The following is a 22,738-nucleotide window of genomic DNA, read 5'->3' as shown; positions in this document are numbered from 1 at the left end:
TCTAAGCAATTTCCTATGAGGCAATCTCCGGATTGCCTTTACATAGGTAAAAAACATAGATTTCAATAAAGCCATATGTTATAATTTGTGTAGCTAAAGAAATCGACAAATCGGCATTTGTAGGGGGCAGGGAAAATTATGAAGAAGATATATGAATTCGCAGGACTTAGTAAAAACCAAAAAAATGAATTAAAAAAAAACTATATCAAATGTGAATGGAAGAATCTGTTTCTTTCTTATATTTTTATTATTTTATCTTCATCAAAACCATTTTTTTCAAGTAAGAATGGAGCTATTCTTGTATTAATATGGTTTACTTTAGCTATTTTATTATCTGTATGTGCTTATGTAAATCAAAGCGATTATTTGAAAAGCAAGAAAAGAGCAAAGAGGTATTCAAAAAAACATAAAAATATACAAGTAGAGAATGGAGCCAACTTTTTTCCTCAAATTGGTGGCTGGAATTTTATTGGAATGCAGGTTTTTGTAGCTAGTTTATTTTATATTATAGCTATACCAATATCTACTTACTTGCAATTTAAGAACTTCGAAATCTATAAAGAAGATTATATGAACCTAATTATAGGAATTTTTGCAGATACATATATTGTAGCTTTCTTTAACATGGTTCTTCATTTAATTATAGATTTTATATATGATTATGCAAATGATAGAATAACCTTAAAGAGGGCTGTATTCAATCTAAAACTAAAAGATGTAGTAGGCTGTGTTGGAACAGTTATTATTTTAATTATGGCATTTACCCACTATTTTAATAGAGAGTTTGAAGGATTATTTGGAGATATGGGTGCAAAAATAATGGGTGGTATCTATATTATTTTTATGATATTTCCACTGATTAAATGTTTAATACAAGTAAGAAATAACAAGAAAAAGGTACACAAATAATGTAAAATTAAAATAACAACTTCCAGTCTATAGAATTAAGAAAATAAGAATTTGGAGGAATGTGTAATGTTAAAAATCGGAATTGATAGGAAGCGGCATAATGCAAGCACATAATCTTATTGTTGAAAATATGAGAAATGAAATAAAAAATTTGACGCTTTTCAAAAAAGTGTCTGAAACAAAAAATTTTACAATTATCCATAATTTTCAAGAAGCAAAATTTTATGCATTTGAAAAGGATGATTATGAAGGTATTTCAGGCTCAACATGGAACAATATACGAGAATATCAATTTAGTCAAGCAATGTCTTCCCTATATTCTATGTCAGATTATAGAGAAAGAGCAAAAGAAATGCGAAGTATAAATATTCCAGAAGTAGATGAAATTCAATATACGGATGAAGCGTTGCAAATAGTGGACGAAATATACACAGACTTACTGCTGTGTGTACGTTCCAGAATTATCGGAAGCGACACCCCCTTTTTTGAAAAAATGTTCGATATATATAAAGTTGGCGGATGGCCATGTGGCTGGAATGGAAAATATCCAGAGGGAAATTTCATAGTATATTTTCCTGTCTAAAAATACAACTTCCAGTTTGTTGAATTGAATATTACTTTTACATAGCAGTCATGCACTACGGTGTGTGGCTGCTTATTTTTTTGGAAAGGAGCAAATGCGAATGAAATTAGTTTTAGCTGAGAAGCCTTCGGTTGCTCAGAGCATTGCAAAAGTGCTGGGAGCAAATAAGCGAGAGGACGGTTATCTGGAGGGGAATGGATATGTGGTCAGCTGGTGTGTCGGTCATCTGGTAGAACTGGCACAGCCGGAAGCTTATGAGGAAAAATACAGCAAATGGAGTTACAATGATCTCCCTATCTTCCCCTCTGACTGGAAGTATGAAGTTTCTTCAGGTACGAAAAAGCAGTTTGGTATTCTGAAAAAGCTGATGAACAGAAATGACATTGAAAGTCTTGTGTGTGCAACAGATGCCGGGCGTGAGGGCGAGCTGATCTTCCGTCTGGTGTATCACAAGGCAGAATGTCGGAAACCTTTTGAACGGCTTTGGATTTCGTCCATGGAGGATTCCGCTATCCGTGAAGGCTTTGAACATATCAGGTCTGGAACCGAATATGACGCTTTATATGAAGCAGCCCTGTGCCGGGAGCGAGCCGACTGGATTGTTGGTATTAACGCTACCCGGCTTTTTTCAACCCTTTATGGACAGACATTGAATGTAGGGCGTGTAATGACTCCTACCCTTTCCATGGCGGTAATGAGGGAAGCGGCTATTGCTGCCTTTAAGCCTGAACCATTCTATACGGTTCAAATCGGATTGGATGGATTCTCTGCGGTAAGTGAACGATTTAAAAATAAAGCCGATACTGAAGCCATCGCTCAGGCGGGGACGGCAGCTGTAGTGACGAAAGCAGAACGCAAAGAAAAGACAGAAAAGCCTCCTGCCCTCTACGATCTGACCAGTTTGCAGAGGGATGCCAATCGTTTACTGGGCTATACGGCACAGCAGACCTTGAATTACACCCAAAATCTCTATGAGAAGAAGCTGGTCACTTATCCTCGCACTGACAGCAGATTTTTGACAGAGGATATGGTTTCGGGACTTCCGGCTCTTGCAGAACTTGTTTTCCACACATTTTCCGTAAACGATGTGGAAAATCCACCGGTTCATGCCAGACAGGTTGTGGATAACAAAAAAGTGACTGACCATCACGCAATTATTCCCACTAGAGAATTGGAGAAATGTAATTTAACTGAGCTTCCAAAAGGAGAGCTTGCAATTTTACAGCTGATTTCCAATCGCCTGTGTGTGGCGGTTGGAGAATTACACCGATATGCAGAGATAGTGATTGAACTGGATTGCGGCGGTACACTCTTTTCTGCTAAAGGAAAAACGGTGTTGCAGGACGGATGGAAAGCTCTTGTAAAAAAAGAAGCTTCAGCAAAAGCAGAGAAAAAGGAAATGGAACTTCCTGCTCTCTCCGTTGGCGATGTACTGACTATTCAAAAAACTGAGGTAAAGGAAGGAAAGACTTCTCCTCCGAAACATTATACCGAGGATACGCTTCTTCAGAGCATGGAAACTGCTGGTGCAGATGAAATGCCGGATGACGCAGAACGAAAAGGTCTGGGAACGCCTGCAACCCGTGCTGGTATCATTGAAAAGCTGGTGCGTATCGGCTTTCTGGAACGCAAGGGGGATAAGAAAACCAAGTATTTGATTCCAACTCATAAGGGAACGGCTCTGGTAACAGTTATGCCGGAACAGATCCAGTCTCCGTCCATGACAGCAGACTGGGAAGAAAAGCTCCTTCTCATTGAAAAAGGGGAATATGAAAGCGGCGATTTTATGAATGAGATCCAGTCCTTCATCTCCGGGTTGGTTCAAAACTATGAGGTCATCAAAGAATCGGAAGTGCTGATGTACAAAGAAAGTAACTCCATTGGGAAATGCCCGATATGCGGAAAACCTGTGGAGGAAAAAGCCAAAGGGTTCTTCTGTTCAGATCGCAGCTGTAAATTTGCCCTCTGGAAGAACAACCGCTATTTTGAGAGTATCGGAAAAATGCTGAACAGTGCCACTGCCCAAAAACTGCTTGTTGACGGTAAGGTAAAGCTGAAAAGCTGCAAATCAGCGAGAACCGGCAGCACCTTTGATGCAACCGTTTGTCTTTCTGTATCCGATGATGGAAAAGTACAGTTTTGCATGGAATTTGAAAATGGAGGGAAACGCAAATGACGAACGAATTTAACCCGGAAGGAAAAGAAATCAGATTTATTGACAGCCGCTATCACGATCTGTTCCGGATTCCCGATGGCGGTTGTGTGCAGATCCACTACCCCAATGAAACCGTCATAAAGCCCTGCAAATTCATTGACGAGTATCATACTCAGGTTGGATACAATGTCTTTCACATCTGTCAGTTTGCAGAAATCATGGAGCGTAACGGTGCTGTTTATATGGCAGAGCCTGAGATTATGGGCGAGGAAGCGGCATGGAGAGTCGGAAAAGATCGAGTGCTTGCTGTCCAGACCTGCGAGGACGGCTATGACTACACGCTGTTTGATGAAAATTACAATGATATAGACGGCGGGCAGATTGATAACCTGGATATGACAATGCTTGAGATCCGAAGGGATATTCTGAAATCTTATAATCTGGAAAATCGGGAGCTTCGTGTCATGGTCTATGATGAGGTAATGGAGCAGGCTTTCAGAAGTAACAGTTTTTCAGATTTTGTAAAGTCTGAAAACTATCTGAAAAATGCAGAGATGGCTATGGAGGACGATTATGGAATGCTGGATGGTGTGATCAATAATGGAAAATCTTCCGTCTTGGAGCAGCTAAAGGAACTGTCTGCTTCTGATAATCCACGAATTCCTGCCAGAAACCATCCGGAAAAGGAGTTGGAATGACCGATTTCACACAAGAGGAACGCAATTTAATGATGCTTTACAGCCCCGGCACAAAAACGGGGCTGTATCAGGCACTTATGCAGATGAAAAGCCAGCTTACCAGAGAAGAAACAGAGCTTTGTTCTTTGACGGATTCTGTTCTTAGTAAATTGTCCGGTATGGATGATAAAACCTTTGAAACGCTGGAGCTTTATCCTGATTTTTAGAAATGGAGGGAAAGAATGAACGCAAAAGAGCGATTCTATTCAGGGGTGGCAAGAGAAACCATCAAAAAAGTCACATCAACCAGGGAAAACTGGACTTCATTCCTGACTACGATGGCAAGAAATTATGAGTTCACTTACCCCGAACAGATTATGATCTACGCACAGCGTCCCAATGCTGTTTCTTGTAAGCCTTATGACGAGTGGAATAATGAAAATTATCGCAGATATGTCAAACGGGGTTCCACCGGAATCGCTCTGTTTGTGATGAATCGGGATAAACCGTATCTCCGGTATGTGTTTGATATAGCTGATACCGGTGTCCGCCATTCTTCCCCGGAGCTGAAGCCATGGGAAGTGACAAATGAAAACCGTGGATATGTGATGGAGCATATGGAGCGTACCTACGGCATGAAGTCAGAAGGTTTGTTGGAAGCCCAGCTTGAGGAAATTGCACAGACGCTTGCGGCGGAATATTGGAACGATCATAACAGTCAGTTTCTCGACATCATTGCGGACAGCTATCTTGAGGAGTATGATGGACTTAACATCGAAGTGACATTTAAAACGGCGGTTGCAACCAGCGTATCATATGCGATTTACAGCCGCTTGGTGGAAAATCCAGATGACTACTTCGAGCATGAAGATTTCCTGAATATTTTTGATTTCAATTCCAGACAGACCGTAAATGCCCTTGGAACTGCGGTCAATGCTGTCAGCTCAGAGATTTTCAGAGAAATGGAAAAAGCCATTGGTGCATATGAACAGATTAAGAGTGCTGAAAGGAGCGTATATGATGAACGAAATGACTTACAGACAGGCTGGGGATTATCTGATTCCAGATATGAAACTGGAGAATCAGAGCAACAGAAACTTAGGCAAGTATGGCAGAATGCGGAGGGCGTATCTGGAACAGAACAATCCGATGCTCTTAAACGACATGATTCTGACAGAAACGCTGTTTCCCCATCTGTGGGAGATCGAGGATACGGCGAACGCCAGAGTGGAACTGCTGATGAAGCAGTATCTGGAGCAGAACCCGGCACCGGACAAAGAAACGGATCAGCTGGGCTGGGTAAGGCATATGAACAGCCTGAAAGCACAGGCGGAGGAAATCGTGATGACGGAGCTTATCAACAGCTGAGCCTGAACCTGTTTCCTTCAGAAAATGAACAAATTAGTTTTATCGACCGAGCAGAGAGCTTCATGCCCTCTGCTTTTTCTTTTTCCCAGGAAGAAATTGACCACTTTCTTTTGCTTGGCAGTAATACGGACGAAGCCAGAGAAATCGTTGCTCTGGAATATATGAAACAAAAGTCCATAGACGAAATTATTCCAACCTTAAAACAGGTTTATCATGGCGGCTATGGTCTGAAAGAAAACAGCGGAAATATTTCTGCATGGTATGGAGAGGAAGAAATTTCTCTTGCCAGAGGCTCTTCTGCTCTTAATAGTTCCATGGTGCAGATTCTTTCATGGAGTGAGGCGGCAGAACGTATCGGAGAACTTCTGGAAAGCGGACAGTATGCAATGAATGTAGAACTGGAAGAAGCTGCCGGATATGAAAGATTGAATGTAGCTCAGTCGATCTGGTATCTCTACCATGATCTTTCTGATGAAGCGAAAGAAATGGGATTCTTCCCATCCCTTTCAGAAATTCACAGTAATAGTTTTCCAGAAGAAACAGCATGGCTGGCAGAACAGCTGAGTAACCCGGAATTTTTGTCAGCGATGAAAGAGGAATATCAAGGTTTTATAACGGCTCACAATACGAACCGTTCGTTGCTTCGTTTTCACTATCATAAGCTGAATACACTGGAAAAGCGGATCAGTGAACTGGACATACCTCTCAGAGAATATCAGTCAGATATGGTACAGATGCCACTTGTCCGCCAGTTCATTACAGATGATGAAATCAATGCCGATCTGGCAAGGGGAAGCGGCTTTGCCGGAGGCAAGCGTCGGATCTATGAATACTGGCAGGAACCGCACAGCACACAGGATAAAGCTGATTTCTTAAAACACGAATTTGGCACTGGCGGTCATTCCCATGCCTGCTCCAATGCAACGCACAGCGGACAGGATCATGATGCCAAAGGTGTTCGTTACAGCAAAAGCGGCTGCGATCAGGTGCAGATGTCCTGGCTTCAGGTGGCACAGAGAATCGACGCTCTGATAAAGAAAGGGCGTTATCTTACGCCAGAGGAAGAAGCAGAACGAAAGGCGATGGAAGAAGCCAGGGAAGATATTTCAGAAGAATTTTTAGAGGACGAAACCAGTAAGATTTCTGTATCAGAACCGGAGCATTTCATCGATCACTTTTATGTAGTGGAGGATATTGAAAAGCGAGGTTCGCTGGATATTCAGAAATACAGTTCACTTGAAGAAGCACTGAGAAATTATCTGGAACTTCCTTCCGATAAAAAGAAAGCTTTAGGGGCAATGAATACCACTCCTCTCCCCGGCAGTCTGGATCTGGTTCATTGTGTCGATGGTCAGGACACAATCATTCAGGACTACGCAAAGGTGGACGACTGGCAGAACCCTGAAATTATGGATGCCCTTGCTCAGATTGAGCAGACCATCGAGAAAAAGAAAATACCGGCAATTCCGGCAGTAAATTTTCATATTACGGATGACCACTTAGGGGAAGGCGGACCGAAACAGAAATTTGCAAACAATATTGCAGCCATTGAAACCCTGTTCAAGCTGGAACAGGAAGGAAGAAATGCTGCCCCGGCAGAACAGGAAATCCTGTCAAAGTATGTTGGCTGGGGCGGTCTGGCGGATGCCTTTGATCCGGACAAGGAATCTTGGGCGAGTGAATATGCCGTTTTGAAAAACCTGCTGTCTGAGGAAGAATATGCGGCGGCGAGAGCTTCTACACTGAACGCCCATTATACCAGTCCGACTGTGATTCGTGCCATTTATGATGCCGTATCTCAGATGGGCTTTGAGAACGGGAATATTCTGGAACCATCCATGGGAACCGGAAATTTCTTCGGTATGCTTCCGCTGGGAATGCAGAGCAGCCGTCTGTATGGTGTGGAGCTGGATTCGATTACTGGAAGGATTGCACAGAAGCTTTATCCTCATGCGGAAATTACTGTAGCCGGTTTTGAAACAACTGACCGTAGGGACTTCTATGATCTGGCAGTTGGAAATGTACCGTTTGGAAATTACAAGGTATCCGATAAACCTTATGATAAGCTGGGGTTTTCGATTCATAACTATTTCTTTGCAAAAGCTCTGGATCAGGTTCGTCCCGGCGGCATCCTTGCCTTTGTGACAAGCCGCTATACGCTGGATTCAAAAAATTCAGACGCAAGGCGGTATCTGGCACAGAGAGCCGAACTGCTTGGGGCAATCCGTCTGCCTAATGATGCCTTTAAGAAAAATGCCGGTGCTGAGGTGGTTTCTGATATTATTTTCCTTCAGAAGCGTGACCATCCCATTGACATTGTTCCTGATTGGGTGTATTTGAACCGCACAGAAGAAGGACACACCATGAACAGCTATTTTGTGGAACATCCGGAAATGGTTCTGGGCGATACGGTTCTGGAAAGCACCCCTTACGGAAAGGATGATATTACAGTAAAACCGCTGGAAGGAGCAGATCTTTCTGAGCTTCTGAAAGAGGCAGTATCCCATATCCGGGGAACCTATCAGGCGGCAGAGCTGCCGGACGCTAAGCTGGCAGGAAAAGAGGCGGAAACCATTCCGGCAATGCCAGATATAAAGAACTTTTCCTATGCAGTCGTAGAGGGAGAAGTTTATTTCCGTGAAAACTCCATTATGCGTCATGTAGAATTGAATGAGAAAGCAAAAGAACGGGTAACAGGCATGGTGGAGCTTCGGGGAATCGTCAATGAACTGATTGAGTATCAGTTAGAGGATTTCCCTGACGAAATGATTTTTCAGAAACAGGCAGAGCTGAACGCTGCTTATGATGATTTTACCGAAAAATACGGTCTAATTAACCACCGCTCCAATGCTCAGGTATTTTCGGATGATTCCTCCTACTATCTTCTGTGCTCGCTGGAAAATGTGGATGAGAATGGGAATCTGAAAAGCAAAGCGGATATGTTCACAAAGCGGACAATCAAGCCAGAACATAAAGTAACGAGTGTAGATACCCCGTCAGAGGCACTTGCAATCTCCATTGGCGAACGTGGCAAGGTAGATCTGCCCTTTATGGCAGAACTGCTCGGAACTCCGGGAAACTATGAAACCATTCAGACGGAGCTTCGTGGCGTTATCTTCAAAGATCCCATGGCTCCTGCTGATCCGGAAGCTGGCTGGCAGACTGCGGATGAATATCTTTCAGGGGATGTGCGGAGCAAACTAAAAGTCGCACAGCTGGCAGCCGCCAGGGATTCTGCTTTTCGTATCAATGAAGAAGCTCTTAAAAAGGCACAGCCCAAAGATCTGGACGCATCAGAAATTGATGTACGTCTTGGAGCAACATGGGTTGATCCTGCTTATATTCAGAAGTTTATGGAAGAAACCTTTGAAACACCTTATTTTTTGCGGCATTCCATCGAAGTAAACTTTTCTGAAATGACCTCTGAATGGAGAATCAATGGGAAAAGTTCCCCAAGCTCCAACGATGTGGCGGCGTATGTAACTTATGGCACGGAGCGGGCGAATGCCTACCGGATTCTGGAAGAAACATTGAATCTGAAGGATATTCGCATTTATGACCTTGTGGAAGATCCAGACGGGAAGATAAAGCGTGTTCTGAATAAAAAAGATACTACCCTCGCCCAGCAGAAACAGCAGGCAATCAAGGATGCTTTCCGGGATTGGGTGTGGAAAGATCCTCATCGCCGTGAATCGTTAGTTACGAAGTATAATGAATTGTTTAATTCCACCAGACCTCGTGAATATGATGGAAGTCATATCCGTTTTGGTGGAATGAACCCGGATATTACCCTCCGGGAACATCAGAGGAACGCTATCGCCCATGTGCTTTACGGTGGAAATACGCTGCTGGCTCACGAAGTCGGTGCCGGAAAGACCTTTGAAATGGCAGCGTCCGCAATGGAAAGCAAGCGTCTTGGACTGAGCCAGAAAGCCCTGTTTGTAGTTCCAAACCATCTGACACTACAATGGGCGAATGAGTTTCTGCACCTGTACCCCAGTGCAAAGCTGCTGGTTGCCACAAAGAAAGATTTTGAAACAGCCAACCGCAAGAAATTCTGTGCCAGAATTGCTACTGGCGATTACGATGCAGTGATTATCGGTCACAGTCAGTTTGAACGTATTCCCCTGTCCGCAGAACGGCAGGAACGACAGCTGCGGGAACAGATTGATGAGATTGAAGGGGCTATCGCAGAATTGAAATACCAGCGTGGAGAGAATTTCACGATTAAGCAGATGGAGAAAACCAGAAAATCTCTGGAAGCCAGACTGGAAAAACTCCTTGCCGCAGACAAAAAGGATGATGTGATTACCTTTGAACAGCTTGGCGTAGACCGGCTGTTTGTAGACGAGAGCCATGCGTTCAAAAATCTGTTCCTTTATACGAAAATGAGGAATGTGGCAGGACTTTCCACCTCAGAAGCACAGAAATCGTCCGATATGTTTATGAAATGTCGCTATATGGATGAAATTACCGACGGGCGTGGCGTTATTTTTGCAACAGGAACGCCCGTAAGCAACTCCATGACCGAGCTTTACACGGTTATGCGGTATCTTCAGTATGACACGCTTCAGCAGAAAAAACTTACCCACTTTGATTCCTGGGCATCCACCTTTGGAGAAACTACCACTGCCATCGAGCTGGCTCCCGAAGGAACCGGATACCGGGCAAGGACGAGATTTGCAAAGTTTTTTAACCTGCCGGAGCTGATGAATATGTTCAAGGAAGCAGCCGACATCAAAACCTCTGACCAGTTGAATCTTCCGGTTCCCGACGCAAGATTTGAAACTGTGGTTGTCCAGCCCTCTGATTTTCAGAAGGGTATGGTTGCAGAGCTGTCGGAACGGGCGGCGGCAGTCCACTCCGGTATGGTTGATCCTTCGGTCGATAATATGCTGAAGATAACCACGGATGGGCGAAAAATCGGTCTGGATCAGCGTCTGATGAACCCGATGCTACCTGACGATCCAAACAGCAAGCTCAATGCCTGCGTGGAAAACATTCTCCGGATCTGGCAGGATGGACAGCCGGACCGGCTGACACAGTTGGTATTCTGTGATTTTTCTACACCGAAAAATGACGGCACATTCAATGTCTATGATGACATCCGTACAAAGCTGCTTGCCTCCGGTGTCCCCTCCGAAGAAGTTGCATTTATTCACAATGCAGATACGGAAGCGAAAAAGAAAGACTTGTTTGCAAAAGTCCGCACCGGACAGGTGCGTGTACTCCTTGGAAGTACCCAGAAAATGGGTGCTGGAACCAATGTCCAAGATAAACTGGTAGCAGTCCATCATCTGGATGTGGGCTGGCGTCCGTCTGATATGACGCAGAGAAACGGGCGTATTATCCGTCAGGGAAATCAGAATAAAGAAGTCCAGGTGTATCAGTATGTGACGGAGGGAACCTTTGACGCATATCTGTATCAGACCTTAGAGAATAAGCAGAAATTCATCAGCCAGATCATGACCAGCAAATCTCCCGTCCGTTCCTGTGATGATGTGGACGAGCAGGCTCTCTCTTATGCAGAGATCAAGGCTCTCTGTGCCGGTAATCCGATGATTAAGGAAAAGATGGATCTGGATATTGAAGTTGCCCGTTTGAAAGTGCTGAAAGCCGATCATCAGAGCCAGCAGTACCGTATGGAGGACAGACTTCTGAAATACTTTCCAGCAGAGATTGAACGGCAGAAAAGTTATATTTCCGGCTTTGAAGCGGACTTGAAAATCATAGAAGCTCATCCGCAGATTCCGGAAGGTTTCTATGGGATAGAGATTCATGGGACACAGTATGCTGAAAAAAACGATGCTGGCGAGCTGATTCTTGCTGCCTGCAAAGAGCTGAAAAGCACAGAGCCGGTTTCTCTGGGCAGTTACCGGGGATTTCAGATGGAGCTTTTTTATGACAGCTTTCGCAGTGAATTTCAGGTCTTTCTGAAAGGCTCTATGAGCCACAGAGTTGCACTTGGAATAGACGCCAGAGGCAACATTACCCGAATGGATAATGCCCTGGCAGGCGTTCCCGAGAAGCTGGAACAGGCAAAGGAAACTCTGACAAATCTTTATAACCAGCAGGAAGCAGCAAAATGTGAACTTGGAAAACCATTTCCACAGGAAGCAGAGCTTTCAGCCAAAAGCCAGCGGCTGGCAGAACTTGATGCCGCCTTAAACATGGAGGATCAGTCAGAAGCCGATGAAGAACACCGGAAAGAAGAACGTCCTTCTGTCCTTGCGGATCTGAAATCGAAGGCGGAACAGATTCCGCCGATGAAGCGTTCTGAATATCGGGAGGAGGTGCTGTAATGGCAAAGCGGGATCAGGATGTGCATTTCCTTGCGTCAAAAGAGGAAGTCGAACGAATTCATCAGAAGATGGAGGAAATCGGTATCCGTAGTATGGGGGCATATCTTAGGAAAATGGCTCTGGACGGGTACTGTATCAATCTGGAGTTGCAGGATGTGAAAGCTCTGGTTTCGCTTCTGCGGATCTGCTCCAATAATCTGAATCAGTATGCCAAAAGAGCCAATGAAACAGGGAGTATCTATGAGGCGGATATTAAAGATTTGCAGGATCGGTTGGAGGAAATCTGGGTGGAAATGAAGGAGGTTCTTGTGCATTTATCTTCTATCCAGTAATGACCGGCGAACTGTTGAGGAGCCGCAGTGTGGGCTGCGGCTTTACATAGTGATCAGGTAATGTTTTTGTAGATTCGGTTAGATGTGTATGGTATACTGGGGGTATGAAAGGTGTAGATAAATCGGAAATTGAATGGAGCAACAAATCATAGCGAGAGGAAAGAGGAAGATGAAAAATGGATTGCTTTATTTAGGGTTAGTATTGTTTTTAACCGGGTGCAGCAGTAAAAATACTGATTTGAAAGAGCCGGATAATTTCAGGGCAGAAAGTTCTGCTGCGATCCAACCGGATGAAACAACACCGGAGGGAGAAACGGCTATCTCTGGAACCTACGCAGTACCGGAGGGATGGAGCAAAGCAGATGAATATTCTACCGAGGAAGTAGCGTTTTATATAGCGGACAGACATGAGGGCGATGACTATCCGGATAATATTTCAATCAGCTTCGGAATGAACCGATACAGTGCAGAGGAACACACTGCATTTCGGGATGCAATCGTACAGCAACTCCTCATGCAACTTGACGGCGTGGATGCTCAACTGAATGGGGATGGCACATATACAGAGCAAGACTATGTAGTTTATATCTTCACGATTGAAGAAGCTGACGGAGTAATTACAAAGCAATATTATATTGTGAAAGATTATGGGTATTGTTTAGTCCATGTGACAAATTTTAGCGGAGCAAAAGATGTATTTGAAGCAGCCCAAGATATTGTAGACAGTTTTGTATGGGCTGATAACAGCTAGAATGAAGAATGATTTCTCGAAAAATCGGAATTAATAGAAGGGTAATATAATGGATATTTTACACTGGCTACAAACATGGTTTGCTCAAAATTGTGTTGACGATTGGCAACATTTTTATGGCATTAAAATAGAAACATTGGATAATCCAGGCTGGCATATAGATATAGATTTAAGCAGTACAGAAGTAGAAAATAAACCCTTTCAAGAGATTTATCAGGACTTTGAAAATGATATAAGTTGGTTACATTGTAAAGTTACTAATAAAATTTTTTCGGCTGCTTGTAGTCCCGATAATTTAGTAACTGTTTTAGAAATATTCAAATGTTGGATAGAAGAATGAAATGCCATTTATCAGGGAGTTGGATAAAGCGACAAATCGGAATTGGAGGAAGTATAGATGAAAGTGAGCAAGTATGTCTGTGGAGCCGTTAGGCAATTTTCGTACTGGTTTGCACATGGCACGATAGGATACCCTTTGTTGGAGGGAATTGATTATGTTGGAGAAGTTTTGAAAGAGGAAAGCAGTTTTGCGGAACAGGCATTTGCTATATTTATGAATACTCTGGAAATAGATGAAGATGGAAATGTTACAAACTACAAACAAGCAGAATTTCGTGCAGCACAACATATAAGAGCCTATTTTGATAAAGATTATGTTGTTGTTCCAGCATTTGAGTATTGGGAAACTGAATTATATCCAGTAAGCAAAAACTCATATGTAAAATAACAATTCAAAGTTGTGAGGAGATGGGGGTATTGTATATAAAGCCTGATATTAGAGCCAGTATTACATTGACAAAGGACACCCCTGTGTATAGTGGCTATCGCCCTGCTCATTTAGTCAGCAATTATTTGACAACAGGTGTTCACAAGTATTTCAATACGGATATATTAAAAAATGGAGAAACAGTAGAAGGAACGATCACCTTTCTTTCCCCAGAACATTATCCCCATTCATTAAAAGTGGGTATGCGATTTGTGTTTCAAGAAGGTTCACGCATTACAGGATATGCTGAAATTCTTGAAATTTACAATGAACTTCTAAAGGCATAACTTCTTGTCTTCAGGATGTCGAATAGCGTGTGAAAGCGGAAGTTGCGGAGGTTAACATGGAAGAATTATTGGTTTATGCACTTTTACTTTATCAAGAGTTGCTAATAGAAACTGAGTACAATAAACGGCTTGATGAAATGTTTCTCAACGATCCTGAAAATGATGATTTGCTTTATTTAGAATGGGAAACAGACATAAAAAAAGCCATTACTTATGTGAGAACACATATTAATTACAATAATCTGGACATTAGTTTATTTGGAAAAATTTTGATGAGCAAACTGAAAGAGGTCTATAAAAATTATTCGGATATAAGAGAATTTGCAGGTCGAATGTATAACTTGTGGGAGGCTTTGCCTGGAAATCTCCAAGATATAGAACCATTTTGGGCACTTAGTTATGCTGATGATCCCTTATCATGGGGAGATGAGGGACAAACCAGAAATATTTATGAGAGTATGTTGTGTTACTATGGAGATTAAACGAATAGAACAATTCCAGTTTATCTGAGAATCAAATACCATGAATTCAAAGGTAATAAATACAAACACAAAATTAAAAGTACGGGTGAAAAAAATGGAACAAAATGAAAAACGATGGGGAAAGAAAACATACAGTCCAAATGCTTGTTATTCGAGGGCAGTAAAACTCTGCAAAGCAATCCGAGAAGGAAAAAACGTGGCAGAGGATATTGCAAAAATTGAACCATATCTTAAAAATTATTGCAAAGAACGAAGAGAAACGATGCAGGAGCAGCTTTGTTTTAGGACGGAGGACTTTGTAAACCCTCAAGACGCATTATATGAGATAAGTCCTGCTATGAAAAAATACTGGGACAGTGTTTATCCGCTCCTGGAAACGCCGGAGAGTAAATATATGGCGCTTCTTCGTTTTGTTAATGCTTACCAAAAATGTTTGGGGATTCCTCATACGGAAAGCATTCATATTTTGAAAGAAATCGGTTGGACGCCAACAGACATTATGGCAACTTATCTGGATGGGCGTTTTGGCGACCGCTTATTTCCACTGTCCCCAGATGTTGTGGCAAAAGCCGTGCAAGAAGACATGGATACAGCAGTGCATCTGATGGAACGGGAAGGTCACGACGGTCTGTTTACCCATGGCTACAGTATGTACCACCAATTCTGGTGGATTGATTTCATGTATCTTTTTGTAAAATATGAGGATCGTACTTTTTTGACAACACAGCACAAGAGCAAACGTCTGTGTAAGCATTGTGGAGAAATTCTGGAAAAATTAGAGCAGGGTGCAGCAATGCACGAGGATGCAGAGATCTGGACTGACCTGCCTGATTTTTCAATTTTTGATGGTGCTACACTTGTACAGAAGCACTTGCTGGCATCTGCCGCAGGCCAGCGTTTATGCAAAGGAAATGATTGGAGTTCTTATGTAATGTCTTATCATGTGGTAGATGAACAGCATGGGTATGGTGCGGCACTTTGCTTTAATGCATTGCTAAAAGGACCGGAATACTATAATAAAGAAACAACTGTAAGGGAAGTGTGTTTTTATCGCTTTGATCATTTCATGCCCTTTGACCATGTGCCGGAAAGCTGGAGGTGCAGTCCGACAGAGCTGCCGGAAGATTTTGTAAGAAAGGCATACCGTTCCTTTTGTAAACTGGCGGGACTTGAAAAAAAGAAGTAGTTCATTTGATATTGGAGTGTATCCAGAAAGGAGCTGATCCCATGAAAATAATATTGAAACTTCTGGCACTACCGATCCTGTTGCTTGTAAAAATTCTTTGTATCCTCGGCAATCTGCTTACCAATGTTTCCTCTTATGTAATTGGACTGCTCCTGTTGGTTATCGGCGGCTGTGCGATTTACTGTATTGTAAAAGCACTGTGGACTTCCCTTGCAATTCTTGCAGGCATGGGACTGGCTGCATTTCTGGCAATCTTTCTATTAGTATGGGCAGTTGTAAAGCTGGAAACTATAAGCAGTTCGCTTGGAACATTTATCAGGTCATAAAAAATTTTGAAGCAGAAGTCACCTTCGGGTGGCTTTTTCTTTTAGAAAGGATGTGATGGAAATGGCGGCGACAAGGTTGATTGCTCTCCATGTCAATAAAGGAAAAACGGTTGCACAGTGTCTGGCTGACCGTACGGACTATTCGCAAAATGCTGCGAAAACCAATGATGGGGAATTTATCAGCTCCTATGAATGTGATCCCAAAACTGCGGATGAAGAATTTCTTCTATCCAAAAGACAGTATCAGCATATTACGGGCAGGGACCAGAAAAATAATGTGATTGCATACCAGATACGTCAGTCCTTTAAGCCGGGAGAAATTACACCGGAGGAAGCAAATCAGGTTGGTTACGAAACCGCAATGCGTTGGACAAAAGGAAATCATGCCTTTATCGTTGCTACCCATATTGATAAAGCCCATATCCACAACCATATTATTTACAACTCTACTTCCCTGGATTGTACCAAAAAATTCAGAGATTTTATTCACTCAGGACTTGCAGTACAAAAATTGAGCGATATGGTCTGTCTGGAGCATGGCTTGTCCATTATTATACCGAAGCCCTATAAAGAACGGATCAAGCGTACTGTTTTCCCGAAAAAAAGAACTTATCGGGATGAACTGTGTGAAGCGATTGATCTTGTGCTGAAAGAAAAACCAAAAACCTTTGAAAAATTTGTTCAGCTTCTTTCGGACAGAGGATTTGTTTTTAAGGATGGGAAGCAGCCAGCTTTCCGAGGACGGGACCAAAAGCGTTTTGTCCGTCTGCGTTCTCTTGGGGAAGGCTACAGTGAAAAAGAATTGCGGGCTATCATCGCCGGAAAAAGCCTATACAGGACAAAAGGGACTTCCACTAACGCCCCAAGGCAGAAGCAGTTTCATCTTCTCATTGATATTCAATCCAAAATGGCAGAAGGTAAAACAGCAGGCTATGAAAAATGGGCAAAGAAATATAATCGCAAAGAAGCTGCCAGAACGGTTTGCCTTTTGAAAGAAAAAGGCATAAACAGCTATGAAGATCTGGCTGTTTTGACAGATGAGCTGTCCGCCCGTTTTTCTGAACTTACGGATTCCATCAAGAACGCAGAAAAAAGAATGGTGGAGATCAAAGCATTGCAGACACATATTAACAATTATTATAAGACCAGGCAGACTTATGTGGACTACCGCAAGTCCGGCTACAGCAAAAAATTCCTGGAGGAGCATCGGGAGGAAATCACTCTTCACAAAGCGGCAAAGCAGGCATTTGATCAGCTGGAGGGAAAAAAGCTTCCATCCCGTCAGTCACTCCATGAAGAATTTAATCAGCTGATGATTCAGAAAAAACAGGAATATGCAGAGTACCGTCAGGTCAAAAAAGAAATGCAGGATTACCTGACTGCACGGCAGACGGTAGAAACTATTTTGAATATAGACAGAAAAAAGAAACAGGAGAAAGAAACGATCCGGTAAAGAAACCATGGCTGCCGCCCCCTTTGTTGGAGTGGCCGCCATGGCTTTTTTTTGATAAAAAGAAAAGAAACAACACCAGTGACTGTGACAAGTATTGTTTCTTATTCATCTTCATCAGGAACATATTCCATAATATCCTCAATTCTGCAATCAAGAATTTTACAGAGATTGTTCAAAACAAGCGTTTTTACAATCATATTTTTCCGAAGTCTGTGAAGCTGTGCCTTATCAATTCCGTAATCTTTAATCAGCTTATACTGGCTGATGTCCTTTTCTTTCAGTGTTGCCCATAACCTGTCATACTTAATCATCTCTGTGCCACCTCTCCTTGTATTTTAAGGGGCATTGATTTATAATAATATGGTGCGTGTATGCACCCCAATCTAATCAGAAAAAAGAAAAATAAAATGGAAAAAATGAGTATGAAAAAGAAAATCGCCGGAGCTGTTTTACTGCTCTCTGCACTAATCAGTCTTTACATTTACAGAGGAAAAACGATAGAAATCAAAGTTGTCCCTAAAATGGCAGCACCTATTTCTGAGGAAGCAGAATTTTTTGAGAAGAAATATAGTTCCAGCGTTGAAGCTGAGAACTGTTTTGTCTGCGGGTATTTGGAGAACAGCCTGATTCCTTATTATGCCAAGCGTGACTCCATTGGAATCATTCACTGGAACAGCCAATGGGTAAGCGATACCGGAGTAAGGGCATACGATGATGACGGAAAAGAATTGTTTGGAAATGAAAGTATGAGCCTGATGGCAAATTCTTTCGGAGATGGTTATGGCAGTGTTTATATTCAGGAAATGGCAAACCGGGGAATTTCTGAACTATCAGCATATTTTAGTGATACTGACTGTGTGTATTTTGAAAAACTGTCCGGGCTTCTGTGCCAGAATTGTCTGGATAAGGTTGCAGAATTTTACTGTGACCAAAAAGAAAGTGGGAACAGCAGCTATATCGGAACGACTGGTTTTTCTCTGATTGATTTTCAGACAAGAGAGCTTTATCCTCTCTCCGATCCTTACCGTGGCTATATGATTCGTGATTATTATATCCAGTATGACTTCCAGAACAATGAGGATGAAAGCTATATCGACCTGACAATTTTCTATGAACCGGAGCGGAAAGAAAATTAAAATCTTTTGGAAAATGATTTTGTAAACGTTCAGAATGAACGGGCAGCCAGTATCGAAGATACTGTTCAAAGGGGATTGGGGACGCTGCCCCAACAAGCATTTTGAGCAAACCTGTACAGGTTTGCCCTGCTTGCGAATTTGTGAGCAATTAAGCTTTGTGATTTTATAAGGGAAATGGTATAATAAAAACGATATTTATAGCTGAAAAAATAAGAAATACCGGAGGATGAAGATGGTCAAAAAAGCTTATAAAAAACTACTTTCCTATCCTATCGTCCGGATGAGCATAATCGGTATCCTTCTTACCATTTTTGTTTATCGCCTGCTTCTGTTCGTGACCTATGGAGATGAAGTGTCACAGACCATTATAAAATGGATCTGTATAGGTTTTGCCTGCTTACATATATCCGTATTTCTGATCAGCATGATCCGCTATGTGACACAAGTTCAGAAAGCAAGCCACTACCTCCATATTCTTCCGGCTTATGCTAAGGAACGGCTGAAATATGATCTGCAAACCGAGGATCGACTGGATGATATGTATTTTACCAGTGAATTTCTTTTAATATATCAGTTTCAGTTTAGAAAAAAATATGGTTTTGCCTGTATTCCCTATAAAGAGATAGAGGAAGTCAGAATCAGCCGCACGAATAAAAATGTTCTGGAAATTTTGAATCCACAAGGAACCATTTTGCATATGGCTGTTTTTCTCCATGCTTTTGATGGACAACAGGCTGCGGAACTAAATCGAAAAATTTTTTCCCTGAAAAACCGAGAACAGGCTGTCAGAACAACCATGGAAGAACAGGCTGTACGGGACTATATCGCAAAGCAGAAAATCAAAAAATCTCTGAGCGGTGTTCCCCTGGCTGTTTGTGATTTTGTAGTTATTTTGGCGTTTCTGTTTTCCTTAATGGTGGCAGAATATTACCGGAACGAAGTGAAACTTCTGGAGATAGACCATGCATTGGAGTTCACAGAAGAAGCATTTACTTATGGGGGCGGAACCCTTTTGTTCTGGCCCAATCTGCAATTTTATGTAGTCATGTACGGAACTACATTGCTGCTTCTGGTTTGCGGCACTCTATTTGCCCGAAAGGTTTTCAGTGCAAAAGAAGATTCCCGATCTGAGAGAATACAGAAGATCAGGCTTCTGCTCTTTACCGCAGGCGAGATGCTGTTTATTTTGTTTATAGGGCTTCTGTATACTTCTGATGTGCATACATGGGAACAGATGGTGCAGGGATTCCAGTTGCTATTTTGACAGTTCAGCGGATACAAAGATTTGAAGCCGCCAGAACTGGAAATATGAAATTTATCTTTTTAAATGGCTATATGAGATGGAGAATCAGATAGGATGTTCAAAATTTGTGAAGCTTGAATTTCTATGGGCTGATGTTGCTAGGGATGGAGCAAATGATAAATCGAAATTTTGAGAGGAGTAACTATCATGGTTATTGATACTTGGGAAAATGGTCAGTATAAAGAAATCTGGGTTTATTCAGAAGAAACAGATGATGATGAGCGGGCGATGTGTGGATTGATAAATGGTGATTGGGGTTGGCTCAATTATTATAACGAGGAATGTGACGCAGGATTAAGCTCCAGAAATCCGAACTATACTGGTACAGACGATGAAACCATGAATTTTATAATAAATGGTGAACTTGACCTATACCCTTTATCTTATGTGTTGCTCGCAGAACAAGTGATGAAAGCCCTTGAATATTTTGAAAAGTATCATAAGTTGCCCACATTCATAATGTGGCATGATGATAATTTCGCTTAGAAAATTCTCATTCATGGGGAAATAAAACAAAACAAGAAATCGGAATTAAGAGGTGCTTTGCATGGCAGATTGCTGTATTTATGTTGAACAAAATTATAAGACTGCATATCAAAACTATTTGGAGATTGATGATACACAACAATGTTTAATAACAGAAGATATGATAATATACGGCGATATACGGTTTGAACAAAAAGGAAAATGGTGTTTGATAACTACCAGCTATGAGTTTGCTTTAGAAGTCTTGCTGCAAATGAGTTCTGGAAATAAACTGATTTACTTTTATACAGATGAAGATCAGTTAGATGGTGAATTTATTGTGTTAGAAAATAATACTATACTGCGAAGATTTTTATGTTATGGGGACACACCTGAACTGAATGAAGATTATGGAAAATTGTCTATTGAGGAAAAAATAGTTCTTAAATATTGGAATGATTTAGATTTATTATTAAAAGTTGCCAGTCAGTCACCTAATCTGTTTTTTAATTGCTAGGAAATGTTGGAGGTTAATTTCCAGTTTATCGGAGAGTCGAATACTATGGAATTAAAGGCAATAACTATAATCCAAAAAGAATATACAGAATATGACGATTTCTTTCTATCTTGCGAAGCGTTTATAGGACCAGAAAATGAAACGTATGTATACAGAGTTTACGATTTTAATGTAATAAGTATAAAAAGGCTTTATAATCAGTTTTCTGATTACGGTATTATGTTAAATATAGGTTGGATGATTATGAAATTTTATGATGAAGATGAAATTAAACAAAAAGTAACCGAATTGGTAAGAAAATTCAGTTCAGAAAATGATGACGAATTTTATTTGAAATTAAGTCGTTATCTAAGACTACAAGAAGAATAATTGGCAGTTTTCAGTTTGCCAAACCCTTCGAAAGGAATACACCGCCTATGAAAAAAGCCGCTGCTTTAATTCTGTCAGTCCTATTTTATATCGCAGCTTTTGCACTGGCATTTATATGTGCGTCAGAACAAAATCTGCTTTACTTCGCCTGCATACTGCCCCCAATTGTGGCTCTGTATTTTGTGATTGCCGGAAATATTTTCTCCCACCGGCTGGGGCTGAACCGCTGGCTGTTATGGTTTGTGTTGAATTTTGCTGGAGGGATATGTAGCTGGGGACTTCTGATTGCCTGTTTCCCCCATATTTTATTTAACGGATTCATTTTATTCTATCTTATTCCTGTAACCGTTACTTTTGTCATAGTATGGGCGGTTGTAGGGATTGGCTTTTTATGTGTTTCATTATGGAAACGCCGCCCTGTTTCTGTTGATACAACAGGACAACTGCCTGTTGCTACGCCCAAAAGAACAGGTGCAGGAATTGAAAGATTCACAGGCATTGTCCGTGTGATCGGTATCATGGGGCTGATACTGTCAATCGCTTGTTTAGCTTTGGGAGTAAAAGGGATTGTCACGATACGCCCAGCTTCCGATTATGAGGATATGGGGATACATACCTTTTCCCCGTACAAGGTTCTGCCCCATACCGTGGAGAACCATGCCACCGGTCGGGATAAACGAAACAATCCCACCAAAACTGTGTATGTGGTTTATTATCAGACTTCGGACGGCACAGGCTACCAATGGAAATTGGAAAGCAGCAACGACAAAGACTATGCAAATCAGATTCTTGCCGAAGGGGAAAGCGTAGATCGTCGTGTACTGTTCATCAAAGAAAACGGAAAATATATGACTGTGGACGCTGAGCTGACGGCTGATACCTATGCAGCAGGACAACAAAAGCGGTATCTTTGGATGGTCGGACTGTCTGGCAGTTATCTAGTGCTATGCTTTGTGGTGTGGCTGGTTATGAAACGGCGTACAGTAGAGGAACTATAGAAATAAATCGAAATTTTAAATAGGAGAAGTTGTGTGTGAACCATGATATAAATTTAAATATTCATTATACTGCACCTAAAGAAATATGGGAAAAGATAGACAAAATATATGAATCAATGCCCTATTGGTCGGGAAGCAAGAATAGACCTCAATGGCTAGGAAAAGATGTAGATTTATGGGCTTCTGTTGAACCAAGTGGAATACAGATTGCTGGAATAATGCCTGATGATATTTGGGAAGAATGGTATAACCTACTAAAAAAACGATTAACAGAAGTTTTAGGGTATGAAATTGGTGAACCAGAAGAAGGATATGATTTTAAGTATTTTTAAGAACTATTTCCACTCTGAAGAAACCAGAAGTCCCGTATTTA

At 41.7% G+C, this 22,738-nt stretch carries 23 protein-coding genes and 1 pseudogene; 23 read left to right on the top strand and 1 reads right to left on the bottom strand.

Annotated elements, in window-relative coordinates:
- Positions 1 to 138: 138 nt before the first annotated feature.
- From ACZM6M_RS10845 to ACZM6M_RS10770, 16 genes and pseudogenes are all read left to right on the top strand, one after another.
- Entirely contained in the window at positions 139 to 909 is a 771-nt protein-coding gene (locus tag ACZM6M_RS10845) for a hypothetical protein (protein WP_489490408.1), read from the top strand.
- A 100-nt stretch (positions 910 to 1,009) separates the two neighbouring features.
- On the top strand, positions 1,010 to 1,492 hold the full coding sequence (locus ACZM6M_RS10840; protein WP_489490407.1) for a hypothetical protein: 483 nt from the start codon (positions 1,010 to 1,012) through the stop codon (positions 1,490 to 1,492).
- A 100-nt stretch (positions 1,493 to 1,592) separates the two neighbouring features.
- The gene (locus tag ACZM6M_RS10835; protein ID WP_489490406.1) at positions 1,593 to 3,668 is read left to right on the top strand and encodes a type IA DNA topoisomerase; all 2,076 of its coding nucleotides are present in this window, start codon (positions 1,593 to 1,595) and stop codon (positions 3,666 to 3,668) included.
- Positions 3,665 to 4,345 (top strand): DUF4316 domain-containing protein, encoded by a 681-nt coding sequence (locus ACZM6M_RS10830; protein WP_489490405.1) that lies wholly within the window; start codon positions 3,665 to 3,667, stop codon positions 4,343 to 4,345. The genes ACZM6M_RS10835 and ACZM6M_RS10830 overlap by 4 nt, the downstream gene beginning before the upstream one ends.
- Positions 4,342 to 4,551, top strand: a complete 210-nt coding sequence (locus ACZM6M_RS10825; protein WP_489490404.1) for a transposon-transfer assisting family protein — start codon at positions 4,342 to 4,344, stop codon at positions 4,549 to 4,551. Before ACZM6M_RS10830 ends, ACZM6M_RS10825 begins: the two co-directional genes overlap by 4 nt.
- Positions 4,552 to 5,236: 685 nt before the next feature.
- Positions 5,237 to 5,692 carry a TnpV protein gene (locus tag ACZM6M_RS10820; RefSeq protein WP_489490403.1) on the top strand — a complete coding sequence of 152 codons (456 nt, stop codon included), beginning with the start codon at positions 5,237 to 5,239 and terminating at the stop codon, positions 5,690 to 5,692.
- Between the two features lie 1,469 nt (positions 5,693 to 7,161).
- Positions 7,162 to 11,994 (top strand): annotated as a pseudogene (locus ACZM6M_RS10815) (SNF2-related protein); the annotation flags it as partial.
- Positions 11,994 to 12,326, top strand: a complete 333-nt coding sequence (locus ACZM6M_RS10810) for a plasmid mobilization protein (RefSeq protein ID WP_489490402.1) — start codon at positions 11,994 to 11,996, stop codon at positions 12,324 to 12,326. The pseudogene ACZM6M_RS10815 and the gene ACZM6M_RS10810, both read left to right, overlap by 1 nt.
- 169 nt (positions 12,327 to 12,495) lie before the next feature.
- The gene (locus tag ACZM6M_RS10805) at positions 12,496 to 13,077 is read left to right on the top strand and encodes a hypothetical protein (protein ID WP_489490401.1); all 582 of its coding nucleotides are present in this window, start codon (positions 12,496 to 12,498) and stop codon (positions 13,075 to 13,077) included.
- 49 nt (positions 13,078 to 13,126) lie between these two features.
- Positions 13,127 to 13,417, top strand: coding sequence for an immunity 53 family protein (locus ACZM6M_RS10800; RefSeq protein WP_489490400.1), 291 nt, complete (start codon positions 13,127 to 13,129; stop codon positions 13,415 to 13,417).
- A 57-nt stretch (positions 13,418 to 13,474) separates the two neighbouring features.
- A complete protein-coding gene (locus ACZM6M_RS10795; RefSeq protein WP_489490399.1) occupies positions 13,475 to 13,804 on the top strand; it encodes a DUF7677 family protein in 330 nt (109 codons plus the stop codon).
- 29 nt (positions 13,805 to 13,833) lie between these two features.
- Entirely contained in the window at positions 13,834 to 14,130 is a 297-nt protein-coding gene (locus ACZM6M_RS10790; RefSeq protein WP_489490398.1) for a hypothetical protein, read from the top strand.
- A gap of 56 nt (positions 14,131 to 14,186) precedes the next feature.
- Positions 14,187 to 14,612 carry a hypothetical protein gene (locus tag ACZM6M_RS10785; protein WP_489490397.1) on the top strand — a complete coding sequence of 142 codons (426 nt, stop codon included), beginning with the start codon at positions 14,187 to 14,189 and terminating at the stop codon, positions 14,610 to 14,612.
- 94 nt (positions 14,613 to 14,706) lie between these two features.
- Positions 14,707 to 15,798, top strand: a complete 1,092-nt coding sequence (locus ACZM6M_RS10780) for a hypothetical protein (protein WP_489490396.1) — start codon at positions 14,707 to 14,709, stop codon at positions 15,796 to 15,798.
- Between the two features lie 41 nt (positions 15,799 to 15,839).
- On the top strand, positions 15,840 to 16,124 hold the full coding sequence (locus tag ACZM6M_RS10775) for a hypothetical protein (RefSeq protein ID WP_489490395.1): 285 nt from the start codon (positions 15,840 to 15,842) through the stop codon (positions 16,122 to 16,124).
- A gap of 61 nt (positions 16,125 to 16,185) precedes the next feature.
- Positions 16,186 to 17,577: a relaxase/mobilization nuclease domain-containing protein gene (locus tag ACZM6M_RS10770; protein WP_489490394.1), complete on the top strand. Its 1,392-nt coding sequence runs from the start codon at positions 16,186 to 16,188 to the stop codon at positions 17,575 to 17,577.
- Positions 17,578 to 17,678: 101 nt separating this feature from the next.
- On the opposite strand, the gene ACZM6M_RS10765 is transcribed toward ACZM6M_RS10770, so the two are convergent.
- The gene (locus ACZM6M_RS10765) at positions 17,679 to 17,888 is read right to left on the bottom strand and encodes a helix-turn-helix domain-containing protein (RefSeq protein ID WP_489490393.1); all 210 of its coding nucleotides are present in this window, start codon (positions 17,886 to 17,888) and stop codon (positions 17,679 to 17,681) included.
- Between the two features lie 111 nt (positions 17,889 to 17,999).
- Between ACZM6M_RS10765 and ACZM6M_RS10760 the strand changes: the two genes are divergently transcribed.
- The 7 genes from ACZM6M_RS10760 to ACZM6M_RS10730 all read left to right on the top strand — a co-directional run bounded on the left by ACZM6M_RS10760 (position 18,000) and on the right by ACZM6M_RS10730 (position 22,697).
- On the top strand, positions 18,000 to 18,713 hold the full coding sequence (locus ACZM6M_RS10760; protein ID WP_489490392.1) for a hypothetical protein: 714 nt from the start codon (positions 18,000 to 18,002) through the stop codon (positions 18,711 to 18,713).
- A gap of 232 nt (positions 18,714 to 18,945) precedes the next feature.
- On the top strand, positions 18,946 to 19,977 hold the full coding sequence (locus ACZM6M_RS10755; RefSeq protein WP_489490391.1) for a hypothetical protein: 1,032 nt from the start codon (positions 18,946 to 18,948) through the stop codon (positions 19,975 to 19,977).
- 186 nt (positions 19,978 to 20,163) lie between these two features.
- Positions 20,164 to 20,502: a hypothetical protein gene (locus ACZM6M_RS10750; RefSeq protein WP_489490390.1), complete on the top strand. Its 339-nt coding sequence runs from the start codon at positions 20,164 to 20,166 to the stop codon at positions 20,500 to 20,502.
- Positions 20,503 to 20,563: 61 nt separating this feature from the next.
- Entirely contained in the window at positions 20,564 to 20,998 is a 435-nt protein-coding gene (locus tag ACZM6M_RS10745) for a hypothetical protein (protein WP_489490389.1), read from the top strand.
- Between the two features lie 45 nt (positions 20,999 to 21,043).
- Positions 21,044 to 21,367 carry an Imm8 family immunity protein gene (locus tag ACZM6M_RS10740; RefSeq protein WP_489490388.1) on the top strand — a complete coding sequence of 108 codons (324 nt, stop codon included), beginning with the start codon at positions 21,044 to 21,046 and terminating at the stop codon, positions 21,365 to 21,367.
- A gap of 47 nt (positions 21,368 to 21,414) precedes the next feature.
- The gene (locus ACZM6M_RS10735) at positions 21,415 to 22,365 is read left to right on the top strand and encodes a hypothetical protein (RefSeq protein ID WP_489490387.1); all 951 of its coding nucleotides are present in this window, start codon (positions 21,415 to 21,417) and stop codon (positions 22,363 to 22,365) included.
- 35 nt (positions 22,366 to 22,400) lie between these two features.
- On the top strand, positions 22,401 to 22,697 hold the full coding sequence (locus ACZM6M_RS10730) for a hypothetical protein (protein WP_489490386.1): 297 nt from the start codon (positions 22,401 to 22,403) through the stop codon (positions 22,695 to 22,697).
- The last annotated feature ends 41 nt before the right edge of the window (positions 22,698 to 22,738 follow it).

This window comes from Enterocloster sp. (genome assembly GCF_057861365.1).
This window is presented reverse-complemented; position numbering and strand designations above follow the sequence as displayed.